Origin of the sequence: Algoriphagus sp. UBA3586 (genome assembly GCF_002376385.1) — a bacterium.
Taxonomy (GTDB): domain Bacteria; phylum Bacteroidota; class Bacteroidia; order Cytophagales; family Cyclobacteriaceae; genus Algoriphagus; species Algoriphagus ornithinivorans.
The window spans coordinates 39,434-58,346 of record NZ_DFMT01000028.1 but is presented as its reverse complement, the minus strand read 5'-3'; the positions used below and the strand labels follow the sequence as shown (position 1 = coordinate 58,346).

Sequence of the window (18,913 nt, the reverse complement as noted above, 5' to 3'; positions counted from 1 at the left end):
TTTTTAATCCGAAAGATTTAATTTTTGTTATGGCTTTTTCATATCAAATTCAGGATCAGGGGGCAGTTCATTTTGTAACTTTTACTGTGCATCAGTGGGTTGATGTATTTACCCGTGATATCTATAGAGAAAAAATCGTGGAGAGTTTAAGGTATTGTCAAATTTATAAAGGATTAGAAATTTTTAGCTGGGTTTTGATGACAAATCATTGCCACTTGATTTTAAGAGCCAAAGAAGAAAATCTAAGTGATATCATAAGGGATTTTAAAAAGTTTACTGCTAAAAGTCTTTTTTCTCTAATCAAAGAAAATCCCCTTGAAAGCAGGCGGGAATGGCTCAGTAAAATGCTTAGTATAGAGAATAGAATTTGGTTTTGGGAGGAAGGATATCATGGTGAGGAAATTTATTCTAGAGAATTTTTTGCTCAAAAATCAAATTATATCCATTTAAATCCTGTAAGAGCTGGGTTTGTAGAAAAAGAGGAGGAATACCTTTGGAGTAGTGCCGCAGATTTTTACGGTATTAGAAAAGGTAAACTAGAATTAGAGGTGTTTGGATAGTAAAAAAGCGGATTATAAATCCTACAAAACTGCCTCGGAATTGCAAATTCCGAGGAACATGGTGAAAAGAATTTTCAATCCGAAAGATTTAATTTTTGTTATGGCTTTTTCATCTGTTTATAATTTGTTTTTCAGTGGTCAGATGGAATGCCCAGGATAATCATACCCTCCCGATCCGCCGCGGCGGACGGGACAAGTTGTGTGAGATTTTTCCTCATGGGCATTTCATATCAAATTCTGGATCAGGGGGCAGTTCATTTTGTAACTTTTACTGTGCATCAGTGGGTTGATGATTTTACCCGTGACATTGATAGAGAAAGATTTACGAAAGGGCAGCCTTTAAGTTCCTTCTTTCCTTTTCTTTAAAAAATATGTAGTATTCCATATTAAATAGCCTTTATGAGAAATCTACTTCCTATTGCTTTCTTGCTGATTTTTAGCTTTTGCCAGCAAAAAGTATCCCCTCCGGAACCCGTCTATCCTATTCCCGATGAACGGCAAATCGTCTGGCAAGAAATGGGGTATTATGGATTTATTCATTTCAATATGAATACTTTTTCGGACAGGGAATGGGGGTTTGGTGACGAGTCTCCTGAGCAGTTTAATCCGACCGAGTTGGACGCCCGACAATGGGCAAGAATAGCAAAAAAGGCAGGGATGAAGGGCCTTATTATTACGGCTAAACATCACGATGGATTTTGCCTTTGGCCATCCGCTTACACAGAGCATTCAGTTAAAAATAGTCCCTGGCGTGAAGGGAAAGGAGATTTGATTCAGGAATTTGTGGATGCCTGTCGGGAATATGGTTTGGAAGTAGGGATTTATTATTCCCCTTGGGATAGAAATCACCCAGATTATGGAAAACCTGAGTACATCACCTATATGCGCAATCAGCTCACCGAACTATTGAGGAATTATGGGGATATTTTTGAGGTGTGGTTTGATGGTGCCAATGGTGGGGATGGTTGGTATGGAGGCGCCAATGAAACCCGGAAGGTAGATAAATTGACCTATTATGACTGGGAAAATACACATGAGTTGGTTAGAAAACTTCAACCCAATGCGGTGCTTTTTAGTGATGCCGGTCCTGATATTCGATGGGTTGGAAATGAGCATGGCTTTGCTTACGAAACTACTTGGTCAAATCTCTACCGTGATTCGGTATATGCAGGGATGCCGGAGTATTCCGAAAAATGGGCAGCTGGACAAGAAAATGGAACGCAATGGGTTCCTGCAGAATCAGATGTCAGCATTCGGCCGGGTTGGTACTATCATGCCTATGAGGATCATAAGGTCAAAACCTTGCCGGAACTGATGGAGATTTATTACAAAAGCATTGGCCGAAACTCTTCTCTATTAATCAATTTTCCTGTGGATAGAAGGGGTTTGATACACGAAAATGACGAGGAGGCTATTTTGCGATTTGCTGAAAAAATCCGGGAAGATTTTAAAAGAAATTTGGCTTTAGGGGCTAGCGTCACTGGAAGTGCAGAACGGGGAGATGGCTTCGAAGCTAGTTTGGCTGCTGATGGAGATTATTCCACCTATTGGACTGTTCCAGATGGGCAGATTCAGGCAGATTTAGAGCTGGAATTTAATGATGAAACTACATTCAACCGTCTCCTGATTCAGGAATATACGCCATTGGGACAGCGCGTAAAATCTTTTGTGTTAGAAAAGGAAGTGAATGGAGTTTGGGAAATTATAGCGGATGGAACTACAGTGGGCTATAAGCGCATACTTCGTTTTGAAGACCAAACAGCCGAGAAAATCCGAGTGCGATTTACTGATGGAAAAGATATCCCGGTGATATCCGAAGTTAAGATTTATCATGCTCCCAAATTGTTGGAAGCTCCCAAAATCCAACGAGAAAAGTCAGGAATGGTCACCCTGATTTCACCAGATCAAGGGCTCGATTTATTGTATTCTGTGGATGGTTCGGAACCGAGTACTACCTATAATCAACCTTTTCTGGTAGAAAATGCAATTACGCTAACAGTTCGGTCTTATGATCCGACAACAGAAGAATCAAGCGAAGTGTTAACAGAAAATCTGGGCCCCTCAAAGGCTTTGTGGAAGGCGGATCAGGAAGAAGGAATTGATGAAAAGGCTTCAACATTTGTGACCTTGGATCAAAATGTATTCAGCGTGGATTTGGGAGAGGTAAAAGCAATTAAAGGCTTCAGTTATTTGCCAATGCAGGCCAGATATCCCAGCGGTCATATTACCAACTTTTCTTTTTCAATCAGTGCTGATGGGAAAAATTGGAAAGAAGTCAGCTCCGGAGAATTTTCCAATGTCGTCAATAGTCCAGTTGAACAGCTCAAAAGGTTCAATCCAGTTAACGCCAGGTATATTCAACTAAAAGCCTTGAAAACGGCAGATGGTAAGGCTGCGACTCTTGCGGAGTTGGGCATTTTAACCCGCTGATCAAAAAGGAATTCCAGTATCCTATCTTATCTGGGATATTGGATGAAAATTCCCTACTTTCTGCTTCGATTAGCATAAAACCCAAAATTTAAACCTATGAATAGACGTCATGCTTTGCGGCATATTGCGCTGATTTCAGGCGGGCTGGCTTTGATCCCTTCCTGTGATTTCAGTAGTGACGATATCTTGGCCGCCTATCAAAAACTGAAAGTGAAGAGTTCTGAAAAAGAACTTCTAGGTGCCATTTCCAATACTATAATTCCGGCAGGTGAAATCAAAGGAGCACTTGAATTGGCTGTTCCCGATTTCATTTTAGTCATGGTCAATGATTGTATGGAGGAAGAGTCTCAGTCCAGATTTATGAAAGGATTAAGAGCGTTTCCTGAATTTACAGGAAAGGAATTTGATCAACTTTCTCCCAAAGAAAAAGAAGCCAAGGTCAAAGAAGGCTTGATGCTAGAGGGCGACGACACCGAGGAAGGAAAAGTGAAACAAGATATTCAGTATTTTCTCAATACAACCAAGCGCCTGACCATACAAGGGTACATGGCATCCGAATACATTCAAACAGAAATCATCCCTTATTCTCTGATTCCCGGAGAGTACAATGGAGCCGTGCTAATTTCTGATTTTCAAAAACCAAGAATCAATGGCTAATCTGAATATTAAAAGCAAGCAGGAAAGAACCTATCAAGCCATTGTAATCGGCTCGGGTATCAGTGGAGGCTGGGCTGCTAAGGAACTATGTGATTTAGGCGTGAAGACTTTGATGCTGGAGCGTGGTAGAAATGTGGAGCATATCAAGGATTACCCCACTACCAACATGCTTCCATATGAATTTGAGCATAGGGGGCAGGTTCCTGAGGATATCAAAAAAGAAAATCCCGTGGTCAGCAGATGTTATGCATTCCGGGAAGACGCCATGCATTTTTTCGTAAAGGACACGGAGCACCCTTATGTACAGGAAAAGCCTTTTGATTGGATTCGTGGCTATCAGGTGGGAGGGAAATCATTGCTTTGGGCTAGGCAAGTGCAGCGCTGGTCAGATTTTGATTTTGAAGGTCCTGCAAGGGATGGTTTTGCGGTGGACTGGCCAATTCGCTATAAGGATCTAGCGCCATGGTATAGCCATGTGGAAAAGTTTGCCGGGGTTTCTGGAAATAGAGATGGACTGGATACCTTGCCTGATGGGGAATTTTTGCCAGGCTATGAGTTGAATGTGATGGAGAAATATTTTCAGGAGCAACTCAAAAAGCATTATGGAGGAGATCGACATATGATTTCCGCCCGTTGTGCGCATATTCATGGAAATGCAGATTTCTTTGCGCAGCAGGGAAGAGCTCTGTGTCAAAACAGGAATCTCTGTCAACGTGGCTGCCCATTTGGAGGGTATTTCAGCTCCAATTCATCCACGATTCCTTGGGCTTTGAAAACAGGAAACCTGACTTTAAGACCAGACGCTGTGGTTCATTCTATCATTTATGATGAAGAAAAGGGGAAAGCAAGTGGGGTTCGAATTATTGACCGACTGACCAAAGAAATGGAAGAATTCTACGCGGATGTGATTTTCCTAAATGCCGCAGCACTGAATTCCAATTTGATCCTGATGAATTCCACTTCCAGCCGATTCCCAAATGGTTTGGGTAATGACAATGGACTCTTGGGCAAATATGTAGCTTTCCACAACTATAGAGCAGGAGTGTCTGGGGAATTCGAAGGCTTGGAGGAGTATACTACCACAGGAGGAAGACCTACTAGTGGCTATTTTCCAAGGTTTAGGAATGTCTATAAGCAGGAAACAGACTTTTTGCGGGGATATGCAGCAGGCTTTTCTGCCGGACGTGGAGTACGCCCCAATACAGAAGGTTTGGGAATGGATTTGAAAAACAGTCTTCTCAATCCAGACCAATATGGCCCATGGTATGTAGGATCCCATATGATGGGTGAGACCATTCCTAAAGAAAGCAACTATGTGGCTTTGGACCCGAATCTGAAGGATGAGTGGGGCATGCCCCAGTTGAAAATCTCAGTGGAATACGATGATAACGATGAAAAAATGGTCAAAGATTATCTGGAGCAAATGACGGAGATGTTTGAGAAAGCCGGGGTAACTAATATCCGCACTAGGGATGACCATAGGGCTCCAGGCTTGGACATCCATGAAATGGGTGGTGTAAGAATGGGTAAAGACCCCAAAACCTCCCTTCTCAATGCCCATCATCAGCTGCATGCAGTTCCCAATGTCTATGTGACAGATGGAGCCTCTATGACTTCAACATCCACACAAAATCCATCATTGACTTACATGGCCTTTGCGGCGAGAGCAGCGCATCATGCTGTGGCTGAAAGTAAGAAATAAGTCAGAAAGCTAAAGTGAGAAATCTGAAAATCCCAAGTCGTTAGGCTTGGGATTTTTGTTTCAAAATAGAAGGTTGAACCCAAGCCTTATGTTATCTGCGAAAGCAAAATTCCATGATTTGGACTTGGGGTCCATCCCATAATTATAACCATTGAGAACACTAGAAAAGGATAATATTGGAATATTAAGCTCTACTCCTAGCTTAGGAAATATTTGATAGTTAACTCCAAGGCCAGTCTGAGCAGTATAAGTATGGGGTAAAATGTTAGCTTCTTGCGAACTACTATTATTAATTTTTTGCCTGGTAGAACCCCAATTATGTTTTGCACTTAATTCGGCAAACAAGGAAAATTTATCAGTCCAAACCCAGTATTTTCTCATGAAGACTCCGAGACTAGCTGTATTTGTTTTCCCAACTGATTCTTCGACTACTGAAGACGGAGAGTATTTGATCAATCCCTTGCCAAAACCTATTCCTCCAGAAAGTCCAATGGCCCAAAGATCCGACACAAAATACCCTAGCGTTGGATTTATTTCAAATGAAGTTTCTCTTACGAAAATTGGATAAATTATAGTCGAGTTTGAACCTGCAATCTGATTGTTATCATACCTCAATTTTTCATTTGTCAAATCAAGAGATCCAATTACCAAAAATTTACCTTTATCAAATTGAGCAAAGCTTAAAGTTTGAAAGGTAAATAAGCTAATAATGAAAAGAAAAAGAACTTTTTTCATAATGAGTTGATTGGTATCCAAGATTGATTTAGAGCTGGATTAAAGCCTTAATTCTTCTTTATTTTTTATTTAAAAAAAAGTTAATTCCCAAGAAAATAGAACTTGTATTTAAATCGAAGCTAAAGATATTAGAGTTAGTAGAGGAATTATTCTGTACGCTCTCTTCTATTTGATAGACATAGGATAAGGGTTGAGCAGATAATTCAATTCCCAACCATTTTTTTGGAAAATAAGTAAGACCAACATCGATATGAGTAAAGAAATTTCTGCCTTTAGAAAATAACTCTAAGACACCTGCTGTATTTTGATCTCTCTTTGACCTTGAGTTTCCATAAGCTGCATTCAGCCCTCCGAAGAATGCCAATTTTTCTTCAATTGGAAAATATCTTCTGACAAATGGTCCGATCAGAACTCGATTAGATTGGCTTTGTATTTCTCTACCTGAGTTAAAAGAATCCTTGATCCTGGAGGAACTCAGGTTTGTTTGAACTCCTAGTAGCCAGTTATCGGAAATAAAGAGACCTGTAGAAGGTCTAAAAGAGAAATTATTTGATTTTAATGTAGCATTGTTATTTTCTATTGTCTGACTAGAGATATTGAGTTGCCCGCTTAAAAAAACAGAACCTTTTTCTGTTTGGGCAATTGTATTGAAGTAGCTGAAAAATAAGGAAAAGAATAGAAATAGTTTTTTCATGATAGGATAGAGTTAAATTCTTGGGTGAAAAAACGTATTATGAAAAACTCTGGTTGTATTTCAACTAAAAAACTACTATGGACCTAGGTAGCCATATGAAAACCAGTTGTAAAAAGTAAATATTCCAATTTGATGCTTTCAGTTGTCGATTGAAATTTTTACGGCAAGCTTCAAACTTTGTAATTGGCTTGGAGTTTGCCCAAGGTTCAGTATATACCAACATTTATTTACTATGAAAAAAATAACAGTACTATGCCTATTCTTTTTTGGCATGATATCCATGGCTAAAGCACAGGTAAGTGTCGGGATAAATATCCAAAACTCACGAAATTTTATCACAGTTGGCACGGACACAGACAAGGAGTTATTTGGGGAAGCTCGCCTCGGTTTGGGGAGAAGAACCGGTTTGGAATTGATGGGAGGGTATAATTTTGTCAGAAAATCAGATGTCAATGTGTACGTTGGCGCCGCTTTGGGGCTTTTTGACCACTACCACCCCAGAAGAGACAGATATTATGATGACACTTATCTAGCTATTCCTTTTGGGGTGTTTTTGAAACCATTCAATGATAAAAAGTTTGGTTTCGTGATTGAAGCCGCCCCTGTTTTCTACGGAGAGTACGGAAGCTACCTTCGTGGCGGAGTAGGGTTCAAGTATACCATCAGGTAGAATTTGAAAAAGAAAATTAGGCTATAATCTCAGAGGTTATAGCCTTTTTTGGTTAAGATGGATTTGTTTATTCTAGAAATTAAAAACACGCCTTAATTGTAGCATGAAGGATTGAAATCCGGAGGCTTCGCTTGCCAGCCGAGGCTGGGTCTTCGGTCTCCCATCTTCAATTCTTTTACTTAAAACTAAACTACCGAAGTATTCTCTTCTAACCTGAAAGAGATCACGGTTCTTCATGCTGAAAGAGATTCATATTACTCATTTAATAGCTGAAATTAATTTGTTTCCTTAATTTTGCGCCCTATGGCAAAGACAGCGACACCGGCGGAAAACGCCCAATTGAAAGATATTATTTCCCATGCTAAAGAGTATGGTTTTGTATACCCTAGTTCTGAAATCTACGATGGCTTGCAAGCTGTCTATGATTACGGGGCTTACGGAGTGGAATTGAAGAATAATCTCAAGCGCCTCTGGTGGGAAACTATGACGCGAGTGCATGAGAATATAGTGGGTATTGATGCGGCCATTTTTATGCATCCTACCACTTGGAAAGCCTCCGGTCACGTGGATTCCTTCAATGATCCCATGATTGATAATAAGGACAGCAAAAAAAGATACCGTGCGGATGTCTTGGTAGAGGAGCATGCTGCTAAAATGGAGAATGAGGGAAAAGTTGAAGAAGCGAGGCAACTCACAGCTGCTCTAGCTCGCTTGCTGGAAGCAGAGGACTTGGCCGGTGTGCGTGACTTGATCGTGAATACGGGTATAACTTGTCCTATTAGTGGTACTACCAACTGGACGGATGTACGTCAGTTCAACTTAATGTTTTCTACGCAAGTGGGTTCTGTGGCTGAAGATGCTTCTACCATTTACCTGCGTCCGGAAACAGCTCAGGGGATTTTCGTGAATTTCTTGAATGTTCAGAAGACTGCAAGGATGAAGGTTCCTTTCGGGATTGCACAGATAGGAAAGGCTTTCCGAAATGAGATTGTAGCACGTCAGTTTATTTTCCGAATGCGTGAGTTTGAGCAGATGGAAATGCAATTTTTCGTTCGCCCTGGTACCGAATTGGATTGGTATAAGCAGTGGTCAGAAACTCGAATGAACTGGCACCTGGCCTTGGGTACTCCTGCGGAAAAGCTCAGAAAGCATGACCATGAGAAATTGGCGCATTATGCTAATGCGGCCATGGATATAGAATATGAATTCCCTTTTGGGTTCAAAGAAGTGGAAGGGATACATTCCAGAACTGATTTTGATTTGAAATCCCATCAAGAATTCTCCAAGAAGAAGCAGCAATATTTTGATCCTGAAGTCAATCAAAATTACATTCCTTATGTCATAGAAACTTCGATTGGGGCAGATCGCTTATTCTTGTTGACTTTGTGCAATGCGTATACAGAAGAGAAGTCTGAGGAGAAAAGCAGAACCTATTTGAAGTTCCATCCTGCCATTGCTCCTGTGAAAGCAGCGATTTTACCTTTGACCAAAAAGGATGGCTTGCCTGAAAAAGCACAAGAAATCGTGGATTTATTGAAATACGATTTCAATATTATCTATGAAGACGCTGCTTCCATCGGGAAACGTTATGCAAGGCAGGACTTAATTGGTACACCTTTCTGTATTGCAGTTGATCATCAGACTTTAGAGGATAATACAGTTACTATCCGTCATCGAGATACCACTGAACAGGAGCGTGTAACGATCTCAGAACTTCATGGTAGAATCGCCGAAGCTACGAGTTTTAGAAGAATATTTGAGAAGATATAATGTTGAGTGCTTGATGCCCGATGATTGATGAAAAAAGCCTTGAGATTAAATTTTTCAAGGCTTTTATGTTTAGTCAAATTTTATACTAACAATCTGACTAGATTTTTAAGAGGATAAAACCTATAAAATTGAAGCTAAACCTGTAACTAGATATTATTGATAGAATGAATTTTTTCAAATAATTAAATTGTTATAAGAAGTGTCTTCTATCGATCTTTAATTCTCATCAAAACAATGATGGGGTTATCCTCAATTTTTATTTTTCCCAAGCTTTTTGTTTTGATTTCTTTTTCATCGTCCAATGAAAATGCAGGAAGAATAATGTCGACTAAATGGTCTTTGTATACCACTTCATGTCTAATCCCAGAGTAGTATGAACTGATAAAAATTTCTTTTGGAAAATCAGTTAAATCATTTATGATTTTCCTAGTGTGGATTGTAGTTTTCTCCTTCTTAAAATCAAGGTATTGAATAGTGTGGTTGAAATTTTTCTCTTTAAAATAATATGAGAAAGCGAGTAAATTAGGAGTGCTAGCATTCAAAACTGGAAATGTTACTTTCCCTTCTGATTCATTTTGAAGAATTTGCAATTGTTCTTGAATACTTAAATTTCTGATATTAGGATCTAATTTAAAATCTCCAAAATCCAATCTCAAATAAGGAAAAGCCTCTTTATTTTGCAATCGATAAATGGTATCCTGATACATCAATGAAATCAACAAAGTATCATTTCCTGTGTATGCAAAACTTTCTGTAAAGGGAGAAAAGCCTGAATTTCCAGGAGGTATATTTTTATCAAACAAAACTTTCTTCGTTCCTTTTTTGTCCACTGCAATAATATCCCCGTTAGTTGGGGAGTCATTTACAGTATTTTCTATTTGCTGTGTGGCGAAGTAATATATTCCGTTCTTCCTTCTGACTGAATTAGCCAATGCTATTTTGATAGGTTCCGATTTTATGAACTCAAGGTCAGGGAGAGAGTAAGAAATAATTCTTGTATTATCGGAAGCAAAATCAATTATCTCAAGACTTTTTTCTGATTCATCAACGAAAAAAGGACCTAATTGTCTATACCTGTCTGGCCCATCTCCCTGATTGGATAACTTTTTAAAGAATTCACCTTTTAAATTGAAAATAAAAATAGACTGTTGTGAACGGTCTGCAACATAAATAAAGTTGTCTTTAATTTTTATTTCAGTGATTTGCCCAAGAAATGACTTCTCATTTGTTTCTAGCTTAACATATGAAATGGAATCTACAAACTGCGAAAGATTGATTTCGTTTTTAGCCTCAGTAGGGCTTACTTGAATAGTTTTTAATTTTTCTACCTCAACTTGTTTTTCACTTTGAGTGCAAGATGACAAACCTAAACAAACTAAGATAAAAAGAAAATGGCTTAAAAATTTCATAGTTCTTCATTTAATTTGAATAACATCCGCAACCTCCTAAACCATTACATCTTGCTGTTTTCCATTTGGGGCAGCATGCCTCGCAAACCATAGATATGTTATTGCCATAAGTATATTCATAATACGAACAATAATTTCCATCGCATGATGCTTCACCTGCAAATCCTTGACTTGAAGCTTTTCCTATTGGAAGAATGCTTAAAATAATTGCAGTTATAACTAGGCTTAAAATTTTTAGTTGATTTTTTAGTTTGTTCATATTCTTTTTAATCTGAGTTGCAAACACATCCGAATGAGGAACAGTTTGGAGATTTACCTGCAGGACAACAAGCTTCACATGAATTGTAGGGTTTACCTTGAGCATAATAAGTGTAGTTACATGATCCTCCAGGACATGCCTCAACACCACCTAACGTCTGGGCGCCAATTTGAAATGATGATGAACCTAAAAGTCCTACCAAACATGCAGAAAATAAAATCATCAAAATAGTGAAGCCTCTCTTGAAAACAACTGAGTGAAAGTTTGAATTTCTCATAACTATTTATTTTTAAACAAGAAAAAAAAAAAAAATAGTCTAAGTCCAAATATTAGTTTTTAGCAATACTTCATTTTACATAGGCGGTTTGAATAAATTGCGAGTGGCGTGACAAGTTAAAGGAAACCAACACGTTTTAAGTTTTTTTATAATGTGGCCATCTGGATATAATTCTAAACGAGCGTTTAACGATCTCAGAACTTCATGGAAGAATCGCCGAGGCAACTAGCTTCAGGAGGATATTTGAGAAGATATAATATTGGGTGCTTGATGCCCGATGATTGATGAAAAAAGCCTTGAGATTAAATTTTTCAAGGCTTTTTTATGCTTAATAAATAAGTACTAAGCCTAACGCAGTTTTATCTTTTCTGCTGCCTTTTTTCTAAAACCCATTTAAAGTATTCTCAATCCAGAATACCTTGTGATTCATTTTTGGTGTATATTTACATCAAATGAAATTAAAATGACCAGACAAAGTATTACACTAACCAAACCAAATGATGAATGGCTCAAGTCCCAAGTGGATAAAGAGGAGTATTCTAGCAAAAGTGAATTGGTGAATGATTTGATAAGACAGGCGAGAAAGAAGCAAATAGAAGTCGACTGGATCCGAGAAAAACTTGAAAAAGCTGAATCCAGCGGATTTACTTCTGAAAGCAAGGAAGAAATTTTAGCTCAATCAAAGAATTTGTTAAATGGCTGAATATCGCTTGAGTCAAGCAGCTAAGATGGACTTGATTCGAATACACCATTTCGGAGTTCAGCGATTTGGAATGGCTCAGGCAGACAAGTATTTTAATTCGTTTTTTCAGTATTTCGAAATTATTGCCAAAGGCCTTATTCGTTAGAACCTGTAGATTTTATTAAAGAAGGATACCGACGTTGTGTTTGTGGGTCCGATAGCATTTATTTTCGAATTGAAAACGGGACAGTAGAAATTATGGCAAGTGTTGGGAGGCAGGATTTGAATTCCGTTTTGTAGAAACTTTACTGCTTTCTAATTTTTTTAATTCTTCAGTGAGAATACCCACGCACAGGTAAGTTCCGTCAAGACTTGACTCGAAAAAGAGATTTTTGCCAGCTTGTGATATAAAATCTTTTATTTCCTAGAAAATAGCTTCTGGATGATCAAAGTAAGGCGAATTGGATGGTTACCTGAAAAAGCACAAGAAATCGTGGATTTATTGAAATACGATTTCAATATTATCTATGAAGATGCAGCTTCTATTGGGAAACGTTTTAAAGCTTTTCATAACAGGAAGGAGTATGAATAAAAATACATAAAAAATGAATTGATTGTATTTTAAATCATTAAAAAAGTTTATGATTATCAGTTATTTGTAGTTTATATTTTTCTGAAATCATACTCAATTTTTAAGCTCATGAAAGTGCTTTTTTGAAAGAGTTTTTGAAATGATTATAACTCCAAGTTGATTTTTGTAGTTTGCTTTTTGATTAAGGTTATGTCTAAAAAAGCAATCATCATAGGTTCTGGAATAGCGGGACTGGCTTCATCTGTGCGTTTGGCAGCGAAAGGCTTCGAAGTGGAAGTCTTTGAGGCGAACTCATACCCTGGAGGAAAACTTTCAGAAATTCAATTAGGCGCTTACCGTTTTGATGCAGGGCCATCTCTTTTTACTCTTCCTGAGCAAGTTGAAGAACTGTTTAGGCTTGCGGGAAAGGACCCCAAGGACCACTTTGAATACCAAAAGCTGGATATAGCCTGCCATTATTTCTGGGAAGATGGCAAGCAAATCAAAGCATTCGCGGATATCAATCAATTTGCGGAGGAAGTGGAGACGAAATTAGGAGAACCTGCTTCTCATGTGAGAAAGGCTTTAAAAAACTCAGCCTTCATCTATGAGAATTTGTCTCCTCTTTTTATGCATAGGTCTTTGCATCAATTCAGTACCTGGACCAATGCTCAAGCGCTCAAATCTTATTTAAAAATGGGTCAGCTGGGTATTTTTTCAACTATGAATCAGGCCAATGAGGCCTTATTCGAAAACCCAAAAATGGTTCAGCTTTTCAATCGATACGCTACTTACAATGGTTCAGATCCTTATCAGACTCCTGCGACCTTAAATATTATTCCACACTTAGAATTCAATCGGGGAGCATATTTTCCAAAAAAAGGGATGCACGACATCACCCAGAGTATTTTCAAACTCGCGAAGTCTATGGGTGTACAATTTCACTTCAATTCAAAAGTGGATGAGATCCTGGTTGATAAAGGCAAGGCAGTGGGAATAATCGTTTCTGGGAAGGAAAAAAAGGCTGATCTAGTGATCAATAATATGGACATGGTAAATGCCTATAAGAGCCTTTTGAAAAAGCAAAAGCAACCCAAAAAGCTATTGAATCAGCCCAAGTCCAGCTCTGCCTTGATTTTTTATTGGGGAATCAAGAAGCAGTTTAAGCAACTAGGGCTACACAATATCTTATTTTCTGAAAACTATAAAGCTGAGTTCGAGCATATTTTTGAAAAGGGCAGTATATACCAGGATCCGACTGTCTATATCAACATTACCTCAGTCTGTAAACCCGATGATGCCCCTGAAGGTAGTATGAACTGGTTTACCATGATCAATGTGCCGAATAATCAAGGGCAAGATTGGGATCAATTGATTCAAGTGGCCAAGAAAAATATCATTTCCAAAGTGAATAGGGTGCTTCAAACTGATATAGAATCATTGATTGAGGTAGAAGAGATTTTGGATCCAAGAACCATTGAATCCAAAACTTCCAGTGCCCAAGGAGCACTTTATGGAAACAGCTCCAATAATAAGTTTGCTGCTTTTCTCCGGCATGCAAATTATTCATCCTTTATCAAAAATTTGTATTTCTGTGGAGGCTCTGTTCATCCTGGAGGAGGAATTCCTTTATCCCTTCTTTCAGCGAAAATTATGATTGGTTTTATAAAATAGCCAATAATTTAAATTTATCGTAAATTGAAGTATGAACTGGAGAGAACACATCACATTTGATAATCGTGTTTTGTTAGGAAAACCTACCATCAAAGGAACCAGGATTTCTATTGAGCATATTTTAGATCTTTTGGCTTCTGGATGGTCTGAGAAGGACTTATTGGAGAATTACCCAAGATTAACGCCCAATTCAATTCGTGCAGTTTTTGCCTACATTCAGGAAATGATGAAGGATGGGTTTCTTTTCTCAGAAGCTGCTGAAAGTGGTAAATGAAGTTTTTAGCTAATGAAATTATTCCTCAAGCCAGTGTGAAATACCTTCTAAGTAAGGGCTGGGATATAATTTCTGTTGGCTTGGATTTTTCAGGGATAAGTGATGAAGAAGTAATAAAAATCTCAAATGAACAATACCGGACAATTCTTACCCATGATAGTGATTATGGAGAATTGATCTTTAAATATGGCTTTAGGCCTAAGGTTGGTGTGATCTTTATACGTCAGAAACCAGAAAATCCTGAATTTACTGGAAGGCTATTGGAAAAAGTGGTGAACTCTAAAAATATTTCATTTGAAGTTGCTTTGACTGTGATTGATCAAAATTCAATTAGGCAGAAAAGATTTTGAACTGATTGAGATTTCTCACTTAAGACTTTCCAAGGCTTCTTGAATCAGATCTTGCTCAAATCCTTTTTGCATCAGATAACCAATGACCTTGTACCGCTTTTTATATGGATCGGACTCATTCGTTTTGGCCCATTTTTTTTCTGTTTCTGTCAATAAAGTATCGTAATATTCTTCCGGGTCAATTTCCAAAAGGCCTTTTCTGATTAATTCTTCAGGAATCTGACGCATTTTCAATTCCATTTTGATCCTGTTCTTTCCCCATCGCTTCAATCTGAACTTCCCTCTGCAAAAGGCTCTAGCAAAACGCTCCTCGTCTAAAAAATTTTCCTTGACCAAATAGCTAATAAGCTCTTCTGCCCTTTCGTCTGTGATTCCTTTCTCAAACAATTTCCTTCGAACTTCCCAAGAACAGCGCTCCTGATATGCACAGTAGGTGGAAAGCTTTTCCTGGGCTTCAGTAAAAGTCCAGGACTTTTTTCCAGACTGATTCAGGTTATTTTTTCCCCAACCGGACATTTTCCTTAATTTTATTCGAGATTATGACGATTTGAATATCCCAAACCTAATAAAATTTTAATTCTATCATGCGCAAAAAGATAATAGCCGGTAACTGGAAAATGAATATGACTTTTGATGAAGGCCAAAAATTGACCTCTGAGATCATAAACATGTTCAAGGACGAAAATATCCAGGATGTACACATAGTGCTGAATCCACCCTTTCCTCACCTTTTTCCAGTAAAAAAACTGATTGGGGATACCCCGGGAGTTTATTTGGGAGCACAAAACTGTTCGGACAAAGAATCAGGTGCATTTACTGGTGAAGTTTCTGCAAAAATTTTGGCTTCCTTCGGCGCGCAATATGTCATTATTGGACATTCGGAGCGAAGAGAATATTTTAAAGAAAACAATGAGCTGCTCTCTGTAAAAGTAAAACAGGCTTTAGAGCATGGACTGACTCCAATTTTCTGCTGTGGCGAATCTTTAGAAATCAGAGAAGCCGGTACTCACGAGCCTAATGTTAAGTTTCAGCTGACAGACTCTCTTTTTGATTTGAGCGCAGATGAGATCAAAAAAGTAGTAATTGCTTATGAGCCAATTTGGGCGATCGGAACAGGTAAAACCGCAACCTCTGACCAAGCTCAGGAAATGCATTTTGCTTTGAGAAGACATTTAGGTTCCAAATATGGCAAAGATGTAGCTGCAGAAATCTCAATCCTTTATGGAGGTAGTATGAATGCCGGAAATGCCGCTGATTTACTTTCCAAGCCAGATGTGGACGGAGGCTTGATTGGCGGGGCTTCATTGAAGTCAAGAGACTTTATCGAAATCGTAAAATCTTATTGATTCTATGGATTACCTGGAGTTTAAAATCAGTTGCCGGGAAGAATTCCGGGAAATCCTCATAGCTGAATTATCCGAAATAGGTTTTGATTCCTTCCTCGAGACAGAGGAAGGAATTGATGTATATGCCCCATCGGATTCTTTTGACAGGGAAAGTTTTGAAGGTGTATTGTCCCAATACCAAGATGCGGCGAGCATTTCGGTGAAAGAAGGGAAAGTTGCAAAAGTCAACTGGAACGAAGAATGGGAAAAAAACTATGATCCCATATCGGTAGGAGACCTAGTTTATGTCAGGGCCTCTTTTCACCCATCCCAAGCAGGATTTCAACATGAGATAGTGATCAATCCCAAAATGTCTTTTGGTACAGGTCATCATGCCACTACTTACCAAATGCTGAAACTTCAGGGCGAGGTAGATCATCAGGGGAAAAGAGTCTTGGACGTGGGTTCCGGAACAGGCATATTAGCCATCATGGCGCATTTGTTGGGAGCAAAGGAAGTTCAGGCATTTGATATCGATGATTGGTGTTTGGACAATGGCAATGAGAATTTCGCCCTGAACGGGATGGATATTCAAATGGGTTTGGGAACTATCAGAGATGTAAATCCTTCAGGTCTATTTGATATCGTATTGGCCAATATCAATAAGAACGTGTTGCTGAATGAGATTCCTATATATGCCGGCTTATTAAAGCCCGATGGCTTTTTGTTTTTGAGTGGATTTTACACTCCGGATGTGGATGACCTGATGGAGATAGCAAGTCCCTTGGGGTTAAAACTGGAAAAGCAGTCCGAGCGAAATCAATGGGCAGCTTTAGTATTGAGGAATAGTTGATATGCAAGAATTACTCATTTATGCGTTGATTTTTTTGGCACTGATTGGTCATTGTCTGCTTGCAGGAAAAATGTACCGAACTGTGCATTCAGATAAAAGTCTGACGATTACTGAGAAGAATGAATGGAAACTGAAATCCCTGATCTTTCCCGCGTATTTTTGGTTTGAGTACAAAAAACTAAAAAAAGCTCAGGACTGAACTATTTCGGTTTTCAAGGGCTTGAAATGCTACGATCTATTCAATTTGAAGAGATTTTCATCTTAAATACTTTTGTAATTTAGTCACATGGAGTACGTCTGGAAACAAAAACCCAAAGCCTCACAAAGCACAATTGAAAAACTGGGGAAAGAGATTAATGTCAATCCCATTTTATCAAATATGCTGATCAATAGAGGGGTGGAGTCTTTTGATCAGGCAAAAGATTACTTCCGCCCCAGCTTGAGCCAGCTGCATGATCCATTTTTGATGCAGGATATGCATCAGGCAGTTACCCGAATTGAAAAAGCGATTGCCAATCAGGAAAAGATTCTGGTGTATGGGGATTACGATGTGGACGGGACTACGGCAGTGGCTTTGGTTTACAGCTTTTTGAAAGGCTTTTATCCTTTGGTGGATTTTTACATTCCGGATAGATACAAAGAGGGCTATGGTATCAGTGAAAGAGGAGTCCGCTATGCCGCCGAGAATGACTTTGCTTTGGTAATTGCCTTGGATTGCGGGATCAAGGCCATAGACAAGGTCAATTTAGCTTCCCAGCTCGATGTGGACTTTATCATTTGCGATCATCATACTCCGGGCGAGGAGCTACCTAAAGCTATTGCTGTTCTTGATGCAAAAAGAGAGGACTGCAATTATCCATATAAAGAGCTCAGTGGCTGTGGCGTTGGCTTTAAACTGATTCAAGCCATTGCAAAAAGCAGGGGAATGGATGAGTCTAACCTGTATGCTTACTTGGATCTTTTGGTAGTAAGTATAGCAGCGGACATTGTGCCTATTACGGGAGAAAATAGAATTCTTGCCTATTACGGCCTAGATAGAATTAATAATACCCCAAGGGCTGGACTGAAAGCTTTGATTTTGCGAAGCAAAATCGAAAAGGAAATAGGGATCTCGGATATAGTCTTTAAAATCGGACCAAGAATCAATGCTTCTGGAAGATTAGAACATGCCAAAGCTTCAGTAGAATTGCTAATCTCTACTGATTTGGAGGAGGCAATTGAGCGAGCTAAAGTAGTGGATGAGGTCAATGCAACTAGAAGGAATTTTGATGAAAATATTACTCGGGAAGCCTTTGAAATGATCGCCGAAAGAGAAGAACAGGCGGAGTGGAATTCAACAGTTCTTTTCAAGGAAGATTGGCACAAAGGAGTTATCGGGATTGTAGCGAGTCGTTGCATTGAAAAATATTATCGGCCAACCATTATCCTGACCGAATCCAATGCCAAAGCTACAGGAAGCGCACGTTCGGTGGTGGATTTTGATATTTATGAAGCTATCGCTGAATGCTCGGATTTATTGGATCAATTTGGGGGACATAAATATGCGGCGGGATTGACCCTTTCTGTGGATAATGTACCAGCTTTTCAGGCGAAGTTCGAGCAGGTAGTCAAGAGCCGGATTGAAGAGGTTCATCGCAAGCCCGTAATTGAAGTAGACGATGAGCTTTTACTCGATCAGATCAATTATAAATTTCATAATATTCTAAAGCAAATGGCTCCTTTTGGCCCCGGAAACACCGAGCCAGTATTTAGAATATCCAATGTATATGCAGAAGATGTGGCGGTTCTAAAAGACAAACACCTTCGCTTTAAAATTGTCCAAGATGGCCAACTCACGACTCCCGTTTGTTTGGGTTTTGGAATGGCTGACCGAGCAAAAGATCCGGATTTAACCACAGTAAATATGCTTAGGGGAAGAATGCGGTTTGATATAGTTGCCGAGTTGAGAGAGAATTTTTTCAGAGATAAGAGTAGCTTGCAGCTTTATGTGAAGGATATCAAATTTGATTGAGAACTCAGCT

General features: G+C 39.0%; 20 protein-coding genes. 15 read left to right on the top strand and 5 right to left on the bottom strand.

Annotation, left to right across the window (positions count from 1 at the left end; genetic code table 11):
• Positions 1 to 29: 29 nt before the first annotated feature.
• The 4 genes from B2906_RS09520 to B2906_RS09505 all read left to right on the top strand — a co-directional run bounded on the left by B2906_RS09520 (position 30) and on the right by B2906_RS09505 (position 5,349).
• Positions 30 to 560, top strand: a complete 531-nt coding sequence (locus tag B2906_RS09520) for an REP-associated tyrosine transposase (RefSeq protein ID WP_219957416.1) — start codon at positions 30 to 32, stop codon at positions 558 to 560.
• A gap of 399 nt (positions 561 to 959) precedes the next feature.
• Complete coding sequence (locus B2906_RS09515) at positions 960 to 2,990, top strand: alpha-L-fucosidase (protein ID WP_219957417.1); 2,031 nt, start codon at positions 960 to 962, stop codon at positions 2,988 to 2,990.
• 96 nt (positions 2,991 to 3,086) lie between these two features.
• Entirely contained in the window at positions 3,087 to 3,647 is a 561-nt protein-coding gene (locus B2906_RS09510) for a gluconate 2-dehydrogenase subunit 3 family protein (protein WP_219957418.1), read from the top strand.
• Positions 3,640 to 5,349 (top strand): GMC oxidoreductase, encoded by a 1,710-nt coding sequence (locus B2906_RS09505; protein WP_219957419.1) that lies wholly within the window; start codon positions 3,640 to 3,642, stop codon positions 5,347 to 5,349. The genes B2906_RS09510 and B2906_RS09505 overlap by 8 nt, the downstream gene beginning before the upstream one ends.
• 60 nt (positions 5,350 to 5,409) lie before the next feature.
• Here the strand turns inward: B2906_RS09505 and B2906_RS09500 are convergent, their stop codons facing one another.
• Both B2906_RS09500 and B2906_RS09495 read right to left on the bottom strand, forming a co-directional pair.
• Positions 5,410 to 6,084, bottom strand: coding sequence for a hypothetical protein (locus B2906_RS09500; RefSeq protein WP_219957420.1), 675 nt, complete (start codon positions 6,082 to 6,084; stop codon positions 5,410 to 5,412).
• Between the two features lie 58 nt (positions 6,085 to 6,142).
• Positions 6,143 to 6,778 carry a hypothetical protein gene (locus B2906_RS09495; RefSeq protein WP_219957421.1) on the bottom strand — a complete coding sequence of 212 codons (636 nt, stop codon included), beginning with the start codon at positions 6,776 to 6,778 and terminating at the stop codon, positions 6,143 to 6,145.
• Positions 6,779 to 7,010: 232 nt separating this feature from the next.
• On the opposite strand from B2906_RS09495, the gene B2906_RS09490 reads away from it, so the two are divergent.
• Together B2906_RS09490 and B2906_RS09485 are read left to right on the top strand one after the other, a co-directional pair.
• Positions 7,011 to 7,448 carry an outer membrane insertion C- signal gene (locus B2906_RS09490; RefSeq protein ID WP_219957422.1) on the top strand — a complete coding sequence of 146 codons (438 nt, stop codon included), beginning with the start codon at positions 7,011 to 7,013 and terminating at the stop codon, positions 7,446 to 7,448.
• 303 nt (positions 7,449 to 7,751) lie between these two features.
• A complete protein-coding gene (locus B2906_RS09485) occupies positions 7,752 to 9,218 on the top strand; it encodes a glycine--tRNA ligase (protein ID WP_219957423.1) in 1,467 nt (488 codons plus the stop codon).
• Between the two features lie 206 nt (positions 9,219 to 9,424).
• Here B2906_RS09485 and B2906_RS09480 read toward each other — a convergent pair whose 3' ends face one another.
• Entirely contained in the window at positions 9,425 to 10,627 is a 1,203-nt protein-coding gene (locus tag B2906_RS09480; RefSeq protein ID WP_219957424.1) for a 6-bladed beta-propeller, read from the bottom strand.
• A gap of 10 nt (positions 10,628 to 10,637) precedes the next feature.
• Positions 10,638 to 10,991, bottom strand: a complete 354-nt coding sequence (locus B2906_RS09475) for a hypothetical protein (protein WP_219957425.1) — start codon at positions 10,989 to 10,991, stop codon at positions 10,638 to 10,640.
• A 635-nt stretch (positions 10,992 to 11,626) separates the two neighbouring features.
• Between B2906_RS09475 and B2906_RS09470 the strand changes: the two genes are divergently transcribed.
• From B2906_RS09470 to B2906_RS09445, 6 genes are all read left to right on the top strand, one after another.
• On the top strand, positions 11,627 to 11,866 hold the full coding sequence (locus tag B2906_RS09470) for a ribbon-helix-helix domain-containing protein (protein ID WP_219957426.1): 240 nt from the start codon (positions 11,627 to 11,629) through the stop codon (positions 11,864 to 11,866).
• Positions 11,859 to 12,011 carry a type II toxin-antitoxin system RelE/ParE family toxin gene (locus B2906_RS09465; RefSeq protein WP_219957427.1) on the top strand — a complete coding sequence of 51 codons (153 nt, stop codon included), beginning with the start codon at positions 11,859 to 11,861 and terminating at the stop codon, positions 12,009 to 12,011. Before B2906_RS09470 ends, B2906_RS09465 begins: the two co-directional genes overlap by 8 nt.
• A gap of 276 nt (positions 12,012 to 12,287) precedes the next feature.
• Positions 12,288 to 12,437, top strand: a complete 150-nt coding sequence (locus tag B2906_RS09460; protein WP_219957428.1) for a hypothetical protein — start codon at positions 12,288 to 12,290, stop codon at positions 12,435 to 12,437.
• A gap of 189 nt (positions 12,438 to 12,626) precedes the next feature.
• Positions 12,627 to 14,090, top strand: coding sequence for a 1-hydroxycarotenoid 3,4-desaturase CrtD (crtD, locus tag B2906_RS09455; RefSeq protein ID WP_219957429.1), 1,464 nt, complete (start codon positions 12,627 to 12,629; stop codon positions 14,088 to 14,090).
• A 31-nt stretch (positions 14,091 to 14,121) separates the two neighbouring features.
• Positions 14,122 to 14,364, top strand: a complete 243-nt coding sequence (locus tag B2906_RS09450; RefSeq protein ID WP_144607535.1) for a DUF433 domain-containing protein — start codon at positions 14,122 to 14,124, stop codon at positions 14,362 to 14,364.
• Positions 14,361 to 14,714 (top strand): DUF5615 family PIN-like protein, encoded by a 354-nt coding sequence (locus tag B2906_RS09445; RefSeq protein WP_144607536.1) that lies wholly within the window; start codon positions 14,361 to 14,363, stop codon positions 14,712 to 14,714. The genes B2906_RS09450 and B2906_RS09445 overlap by 4 nt, the downstream gene beginning before the upstream one ends.
• Positions 14,715 to 14,729: 15 nt before the next feature.
• On the opposite strand, the gene B2906_RS09440 is transcribed toward B2906_RS09445, so the two are convergent.
• Positions 14,730 to 15,230 carry a regulatory protein RecX gene (locus B2906_RS09440; RefSeq protein WP_144607537.1) on the bottom strand — a complete coding sequence of 167 codons (501 nt, stop codon included), beginning with the start codon at positions 15,228 to 15,230 and terminating at the stop codon, positions 14,730 to 14,732.
• Between the two features lie 68 nt (positions 15,231 to 15,298).
• On the opposite strand from B2906_RS09440, the gene tpiA reads away from it, so the two are divergent.
• The 3 genes from tpiA to recJ all read left to right on the top strand — a co-directional run bounded on the left by tpiA (position 15,299) and on the right by recJ (position 18,903).
• Positions 15,299 to 16,060 carry a triose-phosphate isomerase gene (gene tpiA / locus B2906_RS09435; protein ID WP_144607538.1) on the top strand — a complete coding sequence of 254 codons (762 nt, stop codon included), beginning with the start codon at positions 15,299 to 15,301 and terminating at the stop codon, positions 16,058 to 16,060.
• A 4-nt stretch (positions 16,061 to 16,064) separates the two neighbouring features.
• Positions 16,065 to 16,892 (top strand): 50S ribosomal protein L11 methyltransferase, encoded by an 828-nt coding sequence (prmA, locus tag B2906_RS09430; RefSeq protein WP_144607539.1) that lies wholly within the window; start codon positions 16,065 to 16,067, stop codon positions 16,890 to 16,892.
• A gap of 286 nt (positions 16,893 to 17,178) precedes the next feature.
• Complete coding sequence (gene recJ, locus B2906_RS09425; RefSeq protein ID WP_091653257.1) at positions 17,179 to 18,903, top strand: single-stranded-DNA-specific exonuclease RecJ; 1,725 nt, start codon at positions 17,179 to 17,181, stop codon at positions 18,901 to 18,903.
• Positions 18,904 to 18,913 lie beyond the last annotated feature (10 nt).